The organism is Nitrospira sp. CR1.1, from assembly GCA_014055465.1.
Lineage (GTDB): Bacteria > Nitrospirota > Nitrospiria > Nitrospirales > Nitrospiraceae > Nitrospira_A.
This window is the reverse complement of the sequence record WIAF01000009.1, coordinates 124,011-141,638: the sequence shown is the minus strand read 5'-3', so window position 1 is coordinate 141,638 and position 17,628 is coordinate 124,011. Positions and strand designations below refer to the sequence as shown.

The following is a 17,628-nucleotide window of genomic DNA, read 5'->3' as shown; positions in this document are numbered from 1 at the left end:
TCTGCCTCAGTGTGTTCTGCCGTAACGAATGATGCCGGTTCCAAAGCGTGCTCTCAGCCGATCAAGGGCGAGCGTCACCTGCCGCGCGCGGATTCGGTGGGGGGGTACGGCGTCGATGGCATCGAACAGCTCACATTGTTCGGCAGGGACGGTCAGTGCAGTGGCGCTCAACGTCAGCGTGCGCATGCGAATGCGCCGCCGGGCGCCTTGCCGGAACAAGGCCCGGAGCGGCGGCGTCAAATCGATTTCCCAATAACTGGGCGGAGCGATCGGGTGATGAACTGCTGCGCGGATGTGATCGCTCGCGTGAATCGTCAGCGCGAGTTGTCCGCAGACCCGTTGTTGGGTACGCAACAGGTGGCAGAGCTGTTCGAGCAGATCAGCCAGGCAATGCCATATGGCCACGTCATCGATATCGTCCGGTTCCAGTGAATGAGAGACTTCCACGCTGGGTTGGATCGGTGGCGGCATGACCGGTGTGGAGTCGATGCCTTGGGCCCAGCGCAGCAACGGCGCGGCCCACTTGCCGATGGCAAGATTCAGGGCGGGCAAGGGCGTGTCAGCCACGTCGCCGAATGTGCGGAGATTCAGATCGTTCAGGCATTGACGAAAGGGTCGCATCCGGGGCTGGTGGAGTAGCGGCAAGGTCTCAATCGACAGGGGCGCCATGAAGGCTCGTTCCGAGCCGTGACGGACTTCATAGATCTGGGCCGGTTGCACGAGGCCGGCGGCAGTTTGTGCGACAAGTTTGTTGCTGCCGATTCCCGACACGCCGTCGAATCGGATTTCCATGGCAATATCCCGTTGCAGGCGCGCGGCCGTGTCGCGGGCCGGCCCAAAGAGTCGCGTCGTGCCGGTGAGGTCGAGCAGGAAGGCGCCGGATGTTATCGGTTCCCAGACCGGGGCATAGCGGGTGATGATGCGGGACAGCATGGTATGCGCCTGAGCGGAGCGGATGGCATCGGGCGTCAGAATGTGCAGGGCGGGGCAACGCTGCAGCGCGTGTTGAACCGTCATGCCTGGATAGAGGCCGTCGAGGGCCGCCTCGGAAGATACGTCCTGCAGCACGCTGCGTGGTTGTACGACTGGGGCGACACCGATGGGTCTGTTGCGGAGGCGGGGTTCGATCAGCCGCGCAAGCGCCAGTTCGAACGAGGGCACTGCAAGGCACACAATCTGGCGATCCATCAAGTCACCGGGCCGGCACGATCTCAAGAGTTGCAGTAGCGGATGACTCCGATGACGAGGCCTTCGATGCGCAGAGAATCCGTGGAGGTGATCGTAATTGGCTTCATCGTGTCATTGGCCGGACGCAGCTCGATCGTGGAACCTTTTCGATAATAGGTTTTGATCGTAGCTTCATTGTTGACGAGGGCAATCACCGTTTGGCCGTTCCGGGCCGTGTGTTGTTTCCGGACGATGACAAGATCGCCGGGAAGAATGCCTTCGTCTCGCATCGACTCGCCCTTGACCCGTAAGGCAAACGTTTCGCCGCGCCCCTTCATGCCGGAAGGGACTTCAACGAGTTCGGTTTGGGGAATCGGCTCGATGGGATCGCCCGCCGCCACCAGGCCGGCGAGGGGAATGTGCGCCGCGGCCGTGAGGTGATCGATGGCGAGTCGAACGGTGAAGGGAATCTTGTGGGTGCCGATTTCATAGCGCGCGATGGTCTGGCGGGTGGTTTTGAGCCGGTCGGCCAGCTGTTCCTGGGTGAGTCCCAGAGCCTGGCGGGCTATTTTGAGATCTGCCGAGCGCATGTAACGAATCGTTACATAGCTGGAAGGGCCTGTCAAGTGGAGGCGATCCGGTCGACGGGCATGGTAAGATGACGCGATATGCCCCCGTTTAAGCTCGACGCTCCATTCAAACCCTGCGGCGACCAAGGCCAAGCGATTGAAAAGCTGACCTCCGGAATTCTAGCCGGCAAGCAGCATCAAGCCCTGCTTGGAGTCACTGGTTCAGGCAAGACCTTCACGATGGCGAATGTCGTCGAGCGGGTACAGAAGCCGACGCTCGTGCTCGTGCACAATAAGACCCTGGCCGGTCAGCTCTATCAGGAATTTAAACAGTTTTTTCCACAGAACGCCGTCGAGTACTTCATCAGTTATTACGATTATTACCAACCGGAAGCCTACATCCCGCAGAGCGACACCTATATTGCCAAGGATGCTTCGATCAACGATGCCATCGATCAGATGCGCCACGCAGCGACGACGTCGCTGTTGCAGCGCAATGATGTCGTGATTGTGTCGTCGGTCTCCTGTATCTACGGCCTCGGGTCGCCGGAGGTGTACCATGACATGTTGGTGTATCTCGAAGAGGGGATGGAGACGCGGCGCGAGAAGATTCTGGCAAAGTTGGTCGACATTCAATATGCGCGCAATGACGTAGATTTCCACCGCGGGACCTTTCGCGCCCGCGGCGATGTCATTGAGATTTTCCCGGCCTCGTCGGAGGCCAAGTCGGTGCGCATCGAACTGTTTGGCGATACGGTCGATGCCATCCATGAGATCGATCCGCTGACCGGTAAATCGCTGGGCAGGTTGCCCAAGATCGCCATCTATCCGAACACGCACTATCTCATTGCGCCGGATCGTTACGAACGGGCGATCACAGGCATTGAGGAAGAATTAGACGCGCGCGTGGTGGCGTTCAGGAAGAACGGTCAATTGCTCGAGGCCCAACGGATCGAGCAACGGACGAAGTTCGATCTCGAAATGATCCGCGCCATGGGCTATTGCCACGGGATCGAAAACTATTCGCGCCATTTGAGCGGACGCGCGCCGGGCGATCCTCCACCGACGTTGCTGGATTATTTCCCCAAAGACTTTTTGTTGATCATCGATGAATCGCACGCGACGGTGCCCCAGATCGGCGGCATGTATGAAGGCGACTTTTCCAGGAAACGAACGCTTGTGGACTATGGATTCCGGCTGCCTTCCGCCGTCGATAATCGCCCCCTGAAGTTCGCCGAGTTCGAGCGGATGTTGAAGCAGGTGATCTATGTGTCGGCGACGCCCGGCCCGTATGAGTTGGAACATGCCAAGGGTGAGGTCATCGAGCAGATCATTCGGCCGACTGGCTTAATGGATCCCCTCATCGACGTGCGGTCGGCGAAGGGGCAGGTAGACAATCTTCTCGCGGAAGTACGGGCGGAGTCGGCCAAGGGCAATCGCGTCCTGGTGACCACCTTGACCAAACGAATGGCCGAAGACCTCACGGAGTATTATCACGACCTCGGTGTAAAGGTCCGGTATCTGCATTCGGATATCAAGACGCTGGAGCGCGCGGAGATTATTCGCGACCTTCGTCGAGGCGTCTTTGATGTGCTGGTCGGCATCAACCTGTTGCGGGAGGGCCTTGACCTTCCAGAGGTCGGGTTGGTGGCTATTCTGGATGCGGATAAAGAAGGCTTTCTCCGGTCGCATCGATCCCTCATCCAAACGGCAGGGCGTGCGGCGAGAAATCTGGATGGGCGGGTCATTTTTTACGGGGACACGGTAACCGATTCGATGCGGAGCGCGATGGATGAGACGGCGCGCCGGCGCCATATCCAGGAGGCCTACAATAGGGCCAATGGCATTACCCCGGAAAGCATCAAGAAATTGATCCCGGTGCTCGATTATGCGTCAGGAGGAACGAAGGGTGATCAGCTGGAATTAGCGGCGGAGTCGCCGGAAGTCTATGCCACGACGGGGGATGCGGAGCAGCTGATTCGCCGGCTGGAAGTGGAGATGAAGGCGGCGGCAAAGCAGTTGGAATTCGAGCGGGCCGCGGAATTGCGCAATCGGATCAGAGCGTTGAAGCTGAAGGCGCTGGAATTAGCCCAGTAGCGGAGTGGCGAGAGGCCGGGGCGACGGAGCGAATCGCGGTCACATTTGTTTATAAAGATAGGCCCCCAGAAACATCCCCAACACGCTGAGCAGGCTGACCTTGATGCTGAAGCCGAAGGTTAACTTGAGGAGTACTAGATCAAGTGTCAGTGGCGGGTTGATGCCTGGAGAGAAATTGCTAGCGAAGATATTTTGAATCGCGCCGTTCGGGGCCATCACGCGAAGAATTTCTCCGAAAATCCCGCCCAGCATTCCGCCGATCAGGATAAAGATCAGCAGCATGCCGATCGATTTTCTCATCCAATGCGTCTCCTGGTTCACCCTATCGGCGGTCTGTGCCGACTTGAGGCACCATATCGGAAGCATAAAATGATGTCAACAAAATGCATGCCAGATGATGCGATGGCGCGCATGCGCAACGACTGTCCTGAACGGCTTCCATGGAATTCCTGTCGGTATTCGAGGATGAAGAGCGGAACCTTTGCTCGCCTCGCAGCTCCGAACGAGTCCTGACGCACCCCCTCTTCTCGCACGTGATGCAGGGAAAGTCTCCCTGGGACAGCGCATCCCGGAGGGCTCGAATATCTTGACTTCACGCGCCCCCCTTCTATAGACTGCCCGATGCTATTTTTTTGATGTTTTTCCAGGCGATCGGAGCTCTGGCTCGAACCCGGCTTCGATGGCCTTTTTCTTTGGTGACTGGTGCTTGACGCGCTGAGCGAAAAGTTTGAACGGATTCTCAAGAAGCTTCGTGGGCAGGGTGTGCTCACGGAGGACAATATTGCGGAAGCGCTGAAGGAAGTCCGCCTCGCATTGCTTGAGGCGGACGTGAACTTCAAAGTCGTCAAGGATTTCCTGGATCGCGTTCGTGAAAAGGCGATCGGTCAGGAAGTGCTGAAAAGTCTGACGCCTGGTCATCAGGTCGTCAAAGTCGTGTGGGACGAACTCCGCGGCATGATGGGCGGGGAGCGGTCCGGTATCAGTCTCGCCTCCAGGCCGCCGACGATTCTCATGATGGTCGGACTGCAGGGAGCCGGGAAAACCACGACCTCCGGCAAACTGGCCCGCTTGTTCAAGAGCCAGGGGAAGCGCGTGTTACTTGTCGCGGCCGACCCGCGTCGCCCTGCCGCAGGCGATCAGTTGGCCAGCCTCGGACAGGACCTTGGTATCGATGTTCACCGGTTCGATCAAGTGGATGCTTCTCGTGCCGACGTGGTGCGCATCTGTCAGCGCGGAGTGGAGCGCGCCCAGGAACAGGGCTACGACTTGGTTGTCCTCGATACCGGCGGCCGGTTGCATGTCGACGACGAATTGATGGCCGAACTTGTGGCGGTCAAGCAGGCCGTCACTCCCCACGAGGTATTGCTCGTGGCCGACGCGATGACCGGTCAGGATGCGGTCAACATGGCGGGGCAGTTTGATCGGCAGGTCGGCCTTACCGGGGTGATCCTGACGAAAGTTGAAGGCGACGCGCGAGGCGGCGCCGTCTTGTCGATCCGTGCCGTGACCGGCAAGCCCATCAAGTTTCTCGGCATGGGTGAAAAGCTCGATGCCCTGGAGCCGTTCCATCCGGATCGAATGGCCTCGCGGATCCTTGGAATGGGTGACGTCCTTTCGTTGATCGAAAAGGCACAAGAAACATTCTCGCGGGAAGAGGCCGAAGCCGCTCAAAAAAAACTGACGAGCAGCACCTTTACGTTGGAAGATTTCCGGTCACAACTCGGGCAGATGAATCGGCTGGGCTCGTTCGAGCAGATTCTAGGCATGCTGCCGGGCGGACAAAAGTTGAAGGACCTCGCGAACAGCGGACTGCCCGAAAAAGAAATGAAGCGGGTTGCGGCCATGATCGACTCCATGACCACGCGTGAGCGGCGCGACCATACGCTGATCAACGGCAGTAGGAAAAAAAGAATCGCGCGCGGCAGCGGGACGAGCGTGCAAGAGGTCAACCGTTTGATCAAGCAGTTTTTGCAGGCTCGAAAAATTGCAAAAGTCATGTCGGGCGGCGCCGGCGGGCGGCGCCAGTTGGCCCAAATGCTTCGGGGAATGTGAGCGGGCAAACGCACGAGTGCGCAAGGAGTCACTGATAGAGAAGCGAGTCTTAACCGAGCAGATCCAGCCGATGGCTGAGCGCTCATTATTGTGAGGAGGTTCTAGTGGCGGTTCATTTACGATTGGCACGGACAGGGCGACACAAGCGGCCGATGTATCGGGTGATCGCGGCGGATTCACGGAAGCCGCGAGACGGCCGGTTTTTGGAAATTCTCGGCATTTTTGATCCGCTGAAGGATCCGGCAGTCCCGGTGCTGAAGTCGGAACGAGTGCTGTCGTGGTTGCGGCATGGCGCTCAGCCCACGACAACCGTGCGGACGCTCTTGAAGCGGCATGGGGTCTGGAAAGAGTTCGAGACCGAGAAGAGTGCGAAGGCTGAGAAGCCGGGAAAAGACGAGAAGAACAAAAAGTAACCGGATCTCATGACGCCGCTCGATCAGGCAGAGCTTGTGACCATTGGAAGGATCGAGCGATCCTTCGGCGTGCGAGGCGAAGCGCGCGTGCGGTCGCTGAGCGACGTGCCCGGTCGATTTGAGGCGCTTCGTGAGGTGACGATTGTCGCGTCGAGCGGCAAGAGTCTCGTGACTCGGGTTACTCATGTGCGGTCCGGTGGGCCGACATTGATCATGGGGTTTGACGCGTTCACGACGCCGGAGCAGGTCGCCGAGTTTCGCGGTGGACTCTTGCAGGTTCCGCGTGGAGACTCGCCGGCGCTGCCAACCGATCAGTACTATCAATGCGACTTGATCGGGATGGTTGTCCAGGACGAAGGCGGAACGGTATTAGGCCGGCTGGAAGAAGTCTTGGCCATGTCGGATAGCCAGGCGTTCGTGGTGCGACAGGACGGGAAAGAGTTGCTGATCCCTGCGGCAAAACAACTCGTGCTGTCGGTCGATGTTGCGAAACGGGTGATGACGGTTCGGCTGCCAGAAGGGTTCGGAGACCTGTAAGATGCGGTGCGCTGTTCTGACATTGTTCCCCGATATGGTGGCCCCGGTGCTTGGCCAGAGTATTCTCAAGCGCGCCCAGGAAAAGGGGTTGCTGGACGTTGCTGTCCAGAATTTGCGTGAGTATACCTTCGACCGGCATAAAACGGCGGACGATGTGCCGTATGGCGGGGGCGCGGGCATGGTCATGAAAGCTGAACCGGTCCTGCAAGCCGTCGATGCGTTGCGCGCCCGGTATCAGGCCTCTCATCCCGGGACGACCTTGCGGGTGATCATGCCGTCTCCCCAGGGGCGGCCCTTTACGCAAGCACTCGCGCAGTCTCTGGCGCAGGAGGACCGCGTCGTGGTGTTTGTGTGCGGGCATTATGAGGGCATGGATGAGCGTGTGAACGTGGCCCTTTGTCCGGAACAGATCTCTGTCGGCGACTATGTGTTGACCGGAGGGGAATTGGCGGCGCTGGTGATGATCGACGCCGCGGCCCGCTTGGTCCCCGGCGTGCTCGGTGATGCGGCGTCGGCGGCCGAGGAATCGTTTACTGACGGGATGTTGGAGTATCCGCATTACACCAGACCTGCGGAGGTGCGCGGGATGGCGGTTCCTGAGGTGTTGGTATCGGGACACCACGAGGCAATTCGCCTGTGGCGTCGTAAGGAAGCGTTGCGGAACACCTATCTCAAGCGGCCGGATCTCTTGCGGGATCGCGAGCTTGGATTGGAAGATCGACGGTTGTTGAGCGAAGTGATGCAAGAGAGTCTTGTCCAGGTACCTGTTCGTTGAGAGGAGGAGAGAGATTATGAATCGGCTAGAGCGGATCCAACGATCCTTAACCAAAAAAACGGCGCCCAAGTTCGAGATCGGGGATACCGTTCGTGTGCATGTGAAGGTCGTTGAGGGTGAGAAGGAACGTATCCAGGTCTATGAAGGGACGGTCATCGCCAGAAAAGGGACGCTGAACAGCGAGACCTTCACCGTGCGAAAGTTGTCGTATAACGTCGGTGTCGAACGGACCTTTCCGATCCATTCCCCCAACGTGGCGAAAGTCGATGTCGTCCGCCAGGGGCGTGTCCGTCGCGCCAAGTTGTATTATTTGCGGACGAAAAAGGGCAAGTTCGCCAAGGTGGAAGACCGCGAGTTCAAAGCCGAAAGTAAGGCGCAGACTGCAGCGAAGATCGAAGCGGCGGCGGCCGCGAAGGCCTAGCACGGTCTTTCCCATCAGCTCAGGACAGAGGCGCACGTTTGGTTGGTAGCCTGAACCCGACGACAGGGGGACCCACCGATGAATTTGAGGTGGAGGCCTGGTCGCGCGGGTACCGGCATATTGCCGGTCTGGATGAGGCTGGACGTGGGCCTCTCGCCGGTCCTGTCGTCGCGGCGGCCGTGTTGTTGCCGCGGCGATTCCGTTTACCGGGACTCAACGATTCCAAACAGATCGTCGAATCGGACCGTGAGCGGCTCTTCGCTGAAATTGTTCGCCGCGCGACCGGGGTCGGCATTGGCGCCGCGACGGAGGCGGAGATCGATCGCCTGAACATTCTTCAGGCGTCTCTGTTGGCGATGCGGCGTGCGCTGCTGGCGCTTCCGGTCCCGCCGGACTTCCTGCTCCTGGATGCGGTCACTCTTTCCGGACTCTCAATTCCCCAGCGTGCCATCATCAAAGGCGATGGACTGTCTTGTTCCATTGCAGCGGCATCGATTGTTGCCAAGGTCACGCGAGACCGTCTGATGGTCGAATACCATCGCTGGTATCCTCAATACAATTTCGCCGCACATAAAGGCTATGGCACGCCGGAGCATCTGCGTGTGCTTCGGGAGCATGGGCCCTGTGCAATTCATCGGCGCAGTTTCGCGCCCGTTCAACATTGCGTTGCGGAAGGCGAGACGGGAGGTCTTTCGCTGTGCGATCACCGTGAGAGCCGGCTCGACTGATGCGGGATCGACGTCAACTGTTGGGAGATGAGGGCGAAGGGCAGGCCGAAGCCTACCTTCGCGGTCAGGGGTTGAGAATTGTGGGCCGGAATGTGCGCTCCCCGTTGGGCGAGCTCGACCTGATCGCGGATGACGGCGGGATTCTGGTGTTTGTCGAAGTCAAGCGGCGACGCACGGGAGCCTATGGTGGGGCACTGGAAGCGGTGGGCGCGCGCAAACGCGCCAAGTTAATTCAACTGGCTTCGCAATATTTGGCACAACATCGCTTGCACGACCGCATGTGCCGGTTCGACGTCGTGTTGATTCAGGACGATGCCGGGGCTGGTGCAGTCGTGCAACATATTGCGAATGCATTCGACGTCGCAGGTGATGATCTGCGATGGTAGGATGATGCCCGTGAGTGTCTGAGTTGTGTGTCGGGTTTGTGCCGCGCCATGTCATGCGGGAAGGCCCCGACCTGTTGCTGTGCGCTGACCGCTCCCGTTGTCGCCATTCATGATTCAACTTTTTCACGTCTCAAAATATTACGATCGCCGCCCGGCCCTTTCCGATGTGACACTGGAAATCGAGAAAGGCGAATTTGTTCTGTTGATGGGCCCCAGCGGGGCGGGGAAATCGACTCTGCTCAAGCTCTTGATCGGGGCGGAGCGTCCGGAGGAAGGCCAGATTCTCGTGCAGGGTCGCAGCCTGTCGAAGCTGCGACCCTCGGAGATTCCCGTGCTGCGTCGCAAGGTGGGGGTCGTGTTGCAGGACTTCCGTCTCCTGCCGAAGAAAACGGTGTTCGAAAATGTCTCGTTGCCCTTGCTGGTACAGGGCGCATCGACAACGGAAATCCGGCGCAAAGTCGCGGAAGCACTGCGCTCCGTCGGCCTGGATCATAAAAAAGATCTCTTTCCGCCCGGCCTGTCCACGGGAGAACAGCAACGCATTTGTATTGCCCGCGCGATCGTCAACGGGCCGATTATGCTGCTGGCCGATGAACCGACCGGGAATTTGGACCCTGATTTGACGAGCGAAATTATCGAGCTGTTTAAGTCGATCAATGCGCGGGGAACGACCATCATCGTCGCGACGCATGATCCCAATGTGCTGGCCCAGGTCAATCGACGGGTGATCACCCTGGAGCACGGCAAAGTGGTGTCCAGGGAACAGGTGGCCCCGTGAGGCGTCTCCTGTACCTCTTGCGAGAGGCCGTCGCCAATGTCCTGACGAATAGAACCACCACCCTGGTCGCGGTGGCGACGACTGCCTTTACCTTTGCCTGCGTCGGCGTCTTTTTGTTGCTCTACGTGAATTTGAAAACCATGGCGACCTCGCTCGAACAGGATATTCAGGTCATGGTGTATCTGCAGGACGACGTGACTGAGCAGGCACGCAACGATATTGAGCAGCAACTGAAAGCTGATCGAGCGATCGGATCATTGACGTTTGTGTCCAAGGAACGGGCGTTGGCTGATTTTCAGGCCCAATTTCCCTCCGAGTCTCGGCTGCTGCAGGGACTCGGGCAAAACCCGCTCCCGGCCTCATTCGTCGTGACGTTGACCGCGGAGTCTCGCTCCTCCGACGCCATGCGGCGCTGGGCCAATCGCACACAACTGATTCCCGGCGTCGGTCAGGTTCAGTATAACCAGGAATGGGTGGAGGCCTTAGCGGGTATTGTGCGATACATTGAGGTGGCTGCCATTATTGTCGGTATGATTTTGTCGGCCGCCTCGGTGACGATCATCGCCAACACGATTCGCCTGGCCCTCTATTCCCGTCGTGAGGAAATCGAAATTCTGGGGTTGATCGGGGCAAGCGCCACGTTCATCCGGGTGCCCTATTTGCTGGAAGGCGCCGCATTGGGCCTTTGTGGAAGCGCCCTGTCACTGGTGATCCTCAAAGGCGGGTTCGAATTGTTCCGCCATCAAATTCATTCCGCCACGCGGTTCCTGGGTGTTGATGCGCTGCTGACATTTTTCCCTTTCGACATGTGCGTCGTGCTCATGCTGGTGGGGCTCTTTCTCGGCTGCGCCGGTAGTTTCCTCTCGCTGTTACGTTTTGGCGAGGGACGGGCATGACACGGATGCAGTGGGGATGGATCGTGTTGAGCGTCCAGGCGGTTTTGGTCATGAGCCCGATGCCGGCAGATGCCGAGCGTAAGGATTCCTATGCCGATAAGATCGAGCGGGAAAAGAAAACGCTGGAAAAATTGCGCGGGACCATCGTCGAGAAGCGAAAAAAGGCGGATGAAGCCGAGAAAAAACGCGAGTCGGTGCTGCAGGGACTGCAGTCGTTGGACGAGCGTCTGGTGCGCTACCGGCAGGAACATCAGGAGACCGTCAGAAAGCTGAAAAAAAAGGATGCGGAAATCGAGCAGATGGGCGTGCAGCTGAGCCGTCTGTCCGAACGCATCGACGAACGGCAGGAGGCCATTGCCGCCCGGCTGCGGGTCCAGTACGTCGAGGGACGGTTTTGGCAACTCAAGACCCTCCTCGCCGCCAGCTCGGCCGGCGACTTTCAGCGCCGGTTCCGGTATCTCTCCGCCGTGACGCAGCGGGAATATGAGATCATGGAAGGCTATCGGAAGGATGCCGAGCGGATCGCCGAGGTGGAACGGAGCCGGGAGGAAGCGCGGCAGGGGATTTTTGCCTATAAGCTCAGCACAGAGGAAAAACTGGCCCAAATTCGCGGGCTCAAGAAGCAGAAGCGCGTCTATCTCGCGAAAATTACGCGGGAAAAGGAGTCGCATGACCGGGCGGTGGAGGAGCTGGAGCGTTCCGCGAATCGAGTCGACAGTTTATTAAAAGAACTTGAAACGAGGCGGCGGGCCGCCCTGGCGAACCGCCCTCCAATCGCCGGGGGAGGGCTCCGGGCATTACGGGGAACGCTGTTGTGGCCGACAGACGGGCAGGTGGTGTCGTATTTCGGCCGGCAGAAGCACCCGACCTTCAACACCTACATTCAGCGAAAAGGGATTGAGATTCGCGCGGAGGAAGGGAGTAATATACGATCGGTGCTTGCCGGTCAGGTTGTGTATGCGGACTGGTTGAAAGGCTACGGACTCGTTATAATCATGGATCATGCCAACGGGGTGTTTTCGCTCTACGCCCATGCATCGAAAATTTTGACGTCTGTGGGCGCCCGGATTGAAGCCGGGGAGGCGATCGGGGAAACGGGCGACACCGGCATGACAGGAGAGAATACGCTCTATTTTGAGCTGCGCGAGGGGGCAGAACCGGTGGATCCCCTGGTGTGGCTGTCAAAGCGGTAGGCCTCGGGAAGGAAGGAACCCACGTTATGGAACAGCGGCGGAGCCGGCGGTGGTTATATCTTTTGCTGATGGTGACAGTAGCTCTCGGAGTCGGAATCGTGCTGGAAAAGGGGTTGGAGCGGACCGGCCACGCCTCTGAAACCTACGAAGAGCTGCGCACCTTTTCCGAGGTGTTGACGCAGGTTCAAAAACACTATGTCGACGACACCAAGGTGAAAGACCTCGTGCAAGGAGCGATTCGCGGAATGTTGTCGACGCTGGATCCACATTCCGCCTACATGACGCCTGAAATGTACAAGGAGATGCAAGTCGAGACCAAAGGCGAGTTCGGGGGCGTGGGTATTCAAATCGGGGTGAAGGAAAACCGGCTGGCCGTGATCTCTCCGATCGAAGGGACGCCCGCGCACAGGGCCGGGATCAAGGCCGGGGATTTCATCACCAAGGTGAACGACGAACCCACCAAAGATTTGACCCTGATGGATGCGGTGCAGAAAATGCGCGGGCCGAAGGGCACCAAAGTGAACCTGACCATTCAGCGGGACGGCAGCGCAGATCCCCTGGCCTTTTCGCTGGTTCGGGATACCATCAAGATTGAAAGCGTCAAGTTCAAGGTGCTCGATAACACGATCGGATACGTACGATTGACGCAGTTCCAGGAAGCCACGGGAAAGGATCTGGGGCGCGCATTGAAGCAGTTCAAAGAGCAGAAGGTTCAGGGCACGATCCTCGACCTGCGTAATAACCCCGGGGGGTTGTTGACGGCGGCCGTCGATGTATCCGAGCAGTTTGTGGGGAACGGGAAGCTGATCGTGTATACAAAGGGACGCGAGGGGAAGAAGGACGAGTGGTTCTCGAAAACCAAAGAGACGCTGGAAGATTCTCCAATGATCATCTTGGTCAATGAAGGCTCGGCCAGCGCATCCGAAATTGTCGCCGGGGCCTTGCAGGATTGGGGGCGGGCAGTCATCGTCGGAACCACCTCGTTCGGCAAAGGGTCCGTGCAGACGATTCTCCCGCTTGGCGATGGGTCAGGGCTCCGGCTCACGACGGCCAAGTACTACACTCCGAAGGGACGTTCAATTCAGTCCACCGGGATCACGCCGGATATCGTCGTAAAATTGCAGACGCAGACGGTGGCGAAAGCGGGTGAGAAAGACGCGAAAGAGACGGAGCCGAAGACGGCCAAAGCTCCGGCCGCCGGCAAGGACCCGGCATCATCCAAACCGGCGGATGAATCTGCGCATAAGAATGGCGCGGTGTCGTTGGGCGATGCGGGCGGGGACATCTCCGTAGAGGACGACGTGCAGTTGCAGAAGGCCGTTGAACTCCTGAAGACCTGGAAGATCTTCAAGGAGCTTCGGCCGGCGGCGTAGCCGCGGCGGATTCACGCTGCCGGCGGATGGCGTCGAGAAGTGCGTCTTCCGATCCTGAAAATCCTGGTTGCGTCCGCAAGAGGTGGGACGCAACCAGGGATTCCAGATCCGGCAACGTGCGAATCTGCAGCCGGAAATAGAGGTAACTCACCAACGCCTCAGACAGCCCTGGCAACGAGGCCCATTCAGCCACTTCATTCGGCAGCGGCGTGTTGAGTTCCTCGTAGGCGCGGATCGTTCCCGTGGCGAGAAACTCCTCGATTTTTCCTGCCAGGTCTTTCCCGATTCCAGGAATCTCTTGTAACTGACGACGTGCGGCCAGATCGGAGAGGTCTCCGGGAATCGTGAGGATGGCCTCGGCCGCCTTTCGGTAGGCGCGTACCCGGTAAGGGTTGGCGCGTTGAGCCGCCAGCAGGTTGGCCATGGCCCGAAAGATGTCTGCGAGTTGATGGAGACGGTCATCCATGTGTGAGTCACGGCGCGAAGGATGCGCCATTGTGCGGGGAATGAATGGAAAAGGGCAAGCCTATCCGGCTTGTTGACAACCGGATTTCCTGTTTCATAGGATGAGCCGAAGCGTTGAGGGGGCACAGTGACTATCCACGTCAATGGTGAATCACGGGGGATCGGCGATGGGCAAACGGTCGCCGGCCTGCTGCGTGAATTGGACATCCGAACGGATCGCGTGGCGGTAGAATTGAATTTGGAGATTCTGGACCGTACGGACTTTGAGATCCGGGGACTCCGTGAGGGAGATCGGGTGGAAATATTAAGTTTTATCGGCGGCGGAGCGAAGTAAGGCATGACTATGACGAAAGATCGGTTGGTGATCGCCGGCAGGGAATTTCAATCGCGCCTGTGGGTCGGGACCGGGAAATACAAAGATTTTGCGGAGACCAAAAAAGCGATCGACGCCTCGGGCGCCGACGTGGTGACCGTCGCCGTGCGCCGCGTGAATATTACGGATCGTTCCAAGGAAAACCTCCTCGACTATCTCGATCCGAAGAAATATATCATTCTGCCGAACACGGCCGGCTGTTACACCGTGGAAGACGCGGTGCGTTACGCCAGATTGGCGCGCGCGGCCGGCGTGTCCGATCTGGTCAAACTGGAAGTGCTTGGCGACGAGAAAACCCTGTTTCCCGATACGGCCGGATTGATCGAGGCGGCGAAGATTCTCATCAAGGAGGGGTTTATCGTCCTCCCGTACACGAACGACGATCCGATCGTCGCCAAGAAGCTGGTGGACATCGGTTGCCCCGCCGTCATGCCGCTGGCTGCTCCGATCGGGTCCGGTCTAGGTATCCGGAATCCATACAACCTCAAGATCATCATGGAAACGGTCAAGGTGCCGATCATCGTTGATGCCGGGGTTGGTACGGCTTCCGATGCGGCTCTCGCGATGGAATATGGCGCTGATGCGGTCTTGATGAATACCGCGATTGCCGGCGCCCAGGATCCTCTGGCGATGGCGGAAGCGATGAAATACGCGGTGTGGGCCGGCCGGTTGGCTTACAAGGCCGGACGCATTCCGCGTAAGTTATACGCTACGGCCAGCAGTCCCATTGAAGGCATGCTCTGAAACCTGTTGAGTCATGACGCGGGAGTGGCGAGTCGTTCGGCGCAAGGTGCACGCCGTGCCTCGAATCTTCACTCGCTGCGTACCACGTACGTCCTTTCCCTGAATGGCCCCCGTCGATTTCCGTCTGTACCTCGTCACTGATCGTCATCAAACCGCCGGGCGTCCGCTCTTGTCCGTACTCGGGCGGGCCGTCCGTTCCGGCGTGCGAGCCATTCAACTCCGCGAGCGCGATCTGCCGATCCGCGAGCTGCGTTCACTGGCGATGGAGCTTCAGGTTGAGTTGCCGGATGTCCGGCTGTTCATCAACGATCGCGTCGATGTGGCGCTGGCCGTGCGCGCCCAGGGCGTGCATTTGCGCGAGAGCAGTCTGCCCGCGGGGGTGGTGCGGGGCCTGCTGGCGCCTCACCAATTGCTGGGGCTCTCAGTGCATTCGCTCGACGGGGTCATGGCGGCTGAACAACAAGGGGCCGACTTCGTGGTGTTGGGGCCCGTCTATGACACGCCGTCGAAGCGCGTGTACGGGCCGCCGATCGGATTGGGTGTGCTCGAGCAGGCTGCGCGGAAGGCGCGTATTCCGATCTTTGCCATCGGCGGGATCACGGCGGCTCGCGCGCGCGAGGTGCGACGCGCCGGGGCGTTCGGCGCGGCAGTGCTGTCGTCCATTTTAAGCGCAGTCAATGTCGAACGCGCGACCGAGGAATTGCTTTCCGCCATCGAGATCGAGTGATGATGTTGCGCCGGGACGCGCGATGGTCAGCGCGCGAGCAGTCGTCGCGCCCGCGCCGCTCCTGCTGCAGTTGACCACCCTATATACGGATGATAGAATCCGAAACAGTGTAGATGACCGTCATAGACAAGGATTTTCATCAATCCGACGAGTGGGGCGATGGCCGAATCAAAAGGGAGTTCAGGCCGACTCCGGTCCTTCCGTGATTCCGTCAAGCGCCTGACCCGGTCACTTTCTGACGGAGATGGAGTCGTGACGCACAAGAACGACGAACATGCCCGCGAAGTTGAAAAACTTCGTACCCAAATCCAGTCCATGGAGGAGGAGATCCGGCGGCTCTACCAGTCACGCTACCAGCTCGAGCAGACGACGAAGCAGAATGAAAAGCTCGTCGCCACCCTTCAGGAAGCCAAATCACAAATCGAAACATTGCGGGCCGAAGTCGAGAAGCTGACGGCTCCTCCTTCGACGTACGGCATTTTTTCCAGCCTGGATACCGATGGCACGGGGAATGTGTATGTCTCCGGGCGCAAGATGAAGGTCAGCCTGCACCCTTCCATTAAAGCCAAGGAATTGCGCAAAGGCCAGGAGGTGATCCTCAATGAGGCCCTGAATGTCATCGCCGTACGCGGGTTCGACGTTCAGGGTGAAGTGGTCCGTTTGAAGGATGTGCTGGAAGGGAACCGCGCCTTGGTGACTTTGCATTTCGATGAAGAGAAGGTTGCGGAACTCGGCGAACCGTTGGTCCGCGAGCGTCTGAGCGTAGGCGATCACCTCTTGTATGATCCGCGATCGGGTTGCGTCATCGAAAAACTGCCGAAGTCCGAAGCCGAGGAGCTGGTGCTGGAAGAGGTGCCCGATGTGGACTACGAGCACATCGGCGGACTGCAGCGGGAAATCGAACAGGTGCGCGATGCGGTGGAGCTCCCGTTCCTGTACCCGCATATTTTCTCCAACTATAGGTTGAGCGCGCCGAAGGGGGTGCTGCTGTACGGCCCGCCCGGCTGCGGGAAAACGCTCATTGCAAAAGCCGTGGCCAGTTCCATTGCCAAGAAGCTCGGGCATTTAAAAGACCGGCAGCTGCGCAGTTATTTCCTCCATGTGAAGGGCCCTGAGCTGTTGAATAAGTACGTCGGCGAGTCGGAGCGGCAGGTGCGCGAAGTGTTCAAGAAGGCCAAAGAACGGGCCGACGACGGCCACCCCGTGATTGTGTTTTTCGACGAAATGGACGCCTTGTTCCGCACGCGCGGCACCGGCATCTCGTCGGACATCGAGTCGACCATTGTGCCGCAGTTCTTGTCCGAGATCGACGGCGTCGAGCGATTGACCAATGTGATCGTCATCGGCGCCAGTAACCGCCAGGATCTCATCGATCCCGCCGTTCTGCGCGCGGGCAGGCTGGATGTGAAGGTGAAGGTCGGTCGTCCCGATGCGACGGCGGCCCGGGATATTTTCTCCAAATACGTGACGGCAGATCTTCCCTTCGCCGAGGAAGATCTCGCGCGGCACGGCGGGGATGCCCGCGCGCTCGTCGATTTCCTGATGAATCTGACGGTCGATGCCATGTATGCCACGACCGACGAAAACAAATTTATTGAGGTCACCTATGCGAATGGCGAAAAAGAAGTGCTGTACTTTAAGGACTTCGCCAGCGGCGCCCTCATCGAGGGCATCGTGTCGCGAGCCAAGAAATTTGCCGTCAAACGCGCCATTGCTCAAGAGGGGAGCGGTCTGCGGGCCGATGACCTGATCCGGGCGATTCGCGAAGAATTCAAAGAGCACGAAGACCTGCCGAACACGACCAATCCGGACGATTGGGCGAAGGTCGCCGGGAAAAAAGGTGAAAAGATTGTCCATCTTCGGACAATCAGCGGCGGGTTGTCAGAGGCGCGTCAAATCGAAACCGTCAACACGGGCCACTACCTGTAACGCGC

Annotated in this window: 18 protein-coding genes and 1 pseudogene; 15 read left to right on the top strand and 4 right to left on the bottom strand. The window is 58.8% G+C overall.

Annotated elements, in window-relative coordinates; translation table 11 throughout:
- Positions 1-6: 6 nt before the first annotated feature.
- On the bottom strand, positions 7-1,188 hold the full coding sequence (locus GDA65_15585) for a hypothetical protein (protein ID MBA5864116.1): 1,182 nt from the start codon (positions 1,186-1,188) through the stop codon (positions 7-9).
- Between the two features lie 23 nt (positions 1,189-1,211).
- On the bottom strand, positions 1,212-1,757 hold the full coding sequence (lexA, locus tag GDA65_15580) for a repressor LexA (protein ID MBA5864115.1): 546 nt from the start codon (positions 1,755-1,757) through the stop codon (positions 1,212-1,214).
- A 78-nt stretch (positions 1,758-1,835) separates the two neighbouring features.
- Here lexA and uvrB point away from each other — a divergent pair, with 78 nt between their 5' ends.
- Positions 1,836-3,833, top strand: coding sequence for an excinuclease ABC subunit UvrB (uvrB, locus tag GDA65_15575; protein MBA5864114.1), 1,998 nt, complete (start codon positions 1,836-1,838; stop codon positions 3,831-3,833).
- Positions 3,834-3,872: 39 nt separating this feature from the next.
- On the opposite strand, the gene GDA65_15570 is transcribed toward uvrB, so the two are convergent.
- Positions 3,873-4,133, bottom strand: a complete 261-nt coding sequence (locus tag GDA65_15570) for a DUF4321 domain-containing protein (protein MBA5864113.1) — start codon at positions 4,131-4,133, stop codon at positions 3,873-3,875.
- Between the two features lie 399 nt (positions 4,134-4,532).
- On the opposite strand from GDA65_15570, the gene GDA65_15565 reads away from it, so the two are divergent.
- The 11 genes from GDA65_15565 to GDA65_15515 all read left to right on the top strand — a co-directional run bounded on the left by GDA65_15565 (position 4,533) and on the right by GDA65_15515 (position 13,385).
- Positions 4,533-5,885 (top strand): signal recognition particle protein, encoded by a 1,353-nt coding sequence (locus GDA65_15565; GenBank protein MBA5864112.1) that lies wholly within the window; start codon positions 4,533-4,535, stop codon positions 5,883-5,885.
- A 104-nt stretch (positions 5,886-5,989) separates the two neighbouring features.
- Entirely contained in the window at positions 5,990-6,298 is a 309-nt protein-coding gene (gene rpsP / locus GDA65_15560; GenBank protein MBA5864111.1) for a 30S ribosomal protein S16, read from the top strand.
- 9 nt (positions 6,299-6,307) lie between these two features.
- Positions 6,308-6,835, top strand: a complete 528-nt coding sequence (gene rimM / locus GDA65_15555) for a 16S rRNA processing protein RimM (GenBank protein MBA5864110.1) — start codon at positions 6,308-6,310, stop codon at positions 6,833-6,835.
- A 1-nt stretch (position 6,836) separates the two neighbouring features.
- Positions 6,837-7,610 (top strand): tRNA (guanosine(37)-N1)-methyltransferase TrmD, encoded by a 774-nt coding sequence (gene trmD, locus GDA65_15550; protein ID MBA5864109.1) that lies wholly within the window; start codon positions 6,837-6,839, stop codon positions 7,608-7,610.
- Positions 7,611-7,626: 16 nt separating this feature from the next.
- Positions 7,627-8,031, top strand: a complete 405-nt coding sequence (rplS, locus tag GDA65_15545) for a 50S ribosomal protein L19 (GenBank protein MBA5864108.1) — start codon at positions 7,627-7,629, stop codon at positions 8,029-8,031.
- A 38-nt stretch (positions 8,032-8,069) separates the two neighbouring features.
- Complete coding sequence (locus tag GDA65_15540) at positions 8,070-8,759, top strand: ribonuclease HII (GenBank protein ID MBA5864107.1); 690 nt, start codon at positions 8,070-8,072, stop codon at positions 8,757-8,759.
- Positions 8,759-9,145 (top strand): YraN family protein, encoded by a 387-nt coding sequence (locus GDA65_15535; protein ID MBA5864106.1) that lies wholly within the window; start codon positions 8,759-8,761, stop codon positions 9,143-9,145. The genes GDA65_15540 and GDA65_15535 overlap by 1 nt, the downstream gene beginning before the upstream one ends.
- Positions 9,146-9,254: 109 nt before the next feature.
- Positions 9,255-9,923, top strand: a complete 669-nt coding sequence (ftsE, locus tag GDA65_15530; GenBank protein MBA5864105.1) for a cell division ATP-binding protein FtsE — start codon at positions 9,255-9,257, stop codon at positions 9,921-9,923.
- A complete protein-coding gene (locus GDA65_15525; protein MBA5864104.1) occupies positions 9,920-10,819 on the top strand; it encodes an FtsX-like permease family protein in 900 nt (299 codons plus the stop codon). The genes ftsE and GDA65_15525 overlap by 4 nt, the downstream gene beginning before the upstream one ends.
- Positions 10,816-12,012, top strand: coding sequence for a peptidoglycan DD-metalloendopeptidase family protein (locus GDA65_15520; protein MBA5864103.1), 1,197 nt, complete (start codon positions 10,816-10,818; stop codon positions 12,010-12,012). Before GDA65_15525 ends, GDA65_15520 begins: the two co-directional genes overlap by 4 nt.
- A gap of 26 nt (positions 12,013-12,038) precedes the next feature.
- Positions 12,039-13,385, top strand: coding sequence for a PDZ domain-containing protein (locus GDA65_15515; protein ID MBA5864102.1), 1,347 nt, complete (start codon positions 12,039-12,041; stop codon positions 13,383-13,385).
- Here GDA65_15515 and GDA65_15510 read toward each other — a convergent pair.
- Complete coding sequence (locus GDA65_15510) at positions 13,360-13,851, bottom strand: histidinol-phosphatase (GenBank protein ID MBA5864101.1); 492 nt, start codon at positions 13,849-13,851, stop codon at positions 13,360-13,362. The two genes, GDA65_15515 and GDA65_15510, sit on opposite strands and share 26 nt — an antisense overlap.
- Before the next feature lie 126 nt (positions 13,852-13,977).
- Between GDA65_15510 and thiS the strand changes: the two are divergent.
- The 3 genes and pseudogenes from thiS (at position 13,978) to arc (ending at position 17,623) form a co-directional block, all read left to right on the top strand.
- Positions 13,978-14,967 (top strand): annotated as a pseudogene (gene thiS, locus GDA65_15505) (sulfur carrier protein ThiS).
- Positions 14,968-15,070: 103 nt separating this feature from the next.
- Positions 15,071-15,694: a thiamine phosphate synthase gene (thiE, locus tag GDA65_15500; protein ID MBA5864100.1), complete on the top strand. Its 624-nt coding sequence runs from the start codon at positions 15,071-15,073 to the stop codon at positions 15,692-15,694.
- Between the two features lie 159 nt (positions 15,695-15,853).
- On the top strand, positions 15,854-17,623 hold the full coding sequence (arc, locus tag GDA65_15495) for a proteasome ATPase (GenBank protein ID MBA5864099.1): 1,770 nt from the start codon (positions 15,854-15,856) through the stop codon (positions 17,621-17,623).
- Positions 17,624-17,628 lie beyond the last annotated feature (5 nt).

Excerpts from the sequence above, each read along its gene's own strand:
- GDA65_15585 (MBA5864116.1), bottom strand. The coding sequence starts at position 1,188 with ATGGATCGCCAGATTGTGTGCCTTGCAGTGCCCTCGTTCGAACTGGCG.
- lexA (MBA5864115.1), bottom strand. The coding sequence starts at position 1,757 with ATGCGCTCGGCAGATCTCAAAATAGCCCGCCAGGCTCTGGGACTCACC.
- uvrB (MBA5864114.1), top strand. The coding sequence starts at position 1,836 with ATGCCCCCGTTTAAGCTCGACGCTCCATTCAAACCCTGCGGCGACCAA.
- GDA65_15570 (MBA5864113.1), bottom strand. The coding sequence starts at position 4,133 with ATGAGAAAATCGATCGGCATGCTGCTGATCTTTATCCTGATCGGCGGA.
- rimM (MBA5864110.1), top strand. The coding sequence starts at position 6,308 with ATGACGCCGCTCGATCAGGCAGAGCTTGTGACCATTGGAAGGATCGAG.
- trmD (MBA5864109.1), top strand. The coding sequence starts at position 6,837 with ATGCGGTGCGCTGTTCTGACATTGTTCCCCGATATGGTGGCCCCGGTG.
- rplS (MBA5864108.1), top strand. The coding sequence starts at position 7,627 with ATGAATCGGCTAGAGCGGATCCAACGATCCTTAACCAAAAAAACGGCG.
- GDA65_15535 (MBA5864106.1), top strand. The coding sequence starts at position 8,759 with ATGCGGGATCGACGTCAACTGTTGGGAGATGAGGGCGAAGGGCAGGCC.
- ftsE (MBA5864105.1), top strand. The coding sequence starts at position 9,255 with ATGATTCAACTTTTTCACGTCTCAAAATATTACGATCGCCGCCCGGCC.
- GDA65_15520 (MBA5864103.1), top strand. The coding sequence starts at position 10,816 with ATGACACGGATGCAGTGGGGATGGATCGTGTTGAGCGTCCAGGCGGTT.
- GDA65_15515 (MBA5864102.1), top strand. The coding sequence starts at position 12,039 with ATGGAACAGCGGCGGAGCCGGCGGTGGTTATATCTTTTGCTGATGGTG.
- GDA65_15510 (MBA5864101.1), bottom strand. The coding sequence starts at position 13,851 with ATGGATGACCGTCTCCATCAACTCGCAGACATCTTTCGGGCCATGGCC.
- thiE (MBA5864100.1), top strand. The coding sequence starts at position 15,071 with ATGGCCCCCGTCGATTTCCGTCTGTACCTCGTCACTGATCGTCATCAA.
- arc (MBA5864099.1), top strand. The coding sequence starts at position 15,854 with ATGGCCGAATCAAAAGGGAGTTCAGGCCGACTCCGGTCCTTCCGTGAT.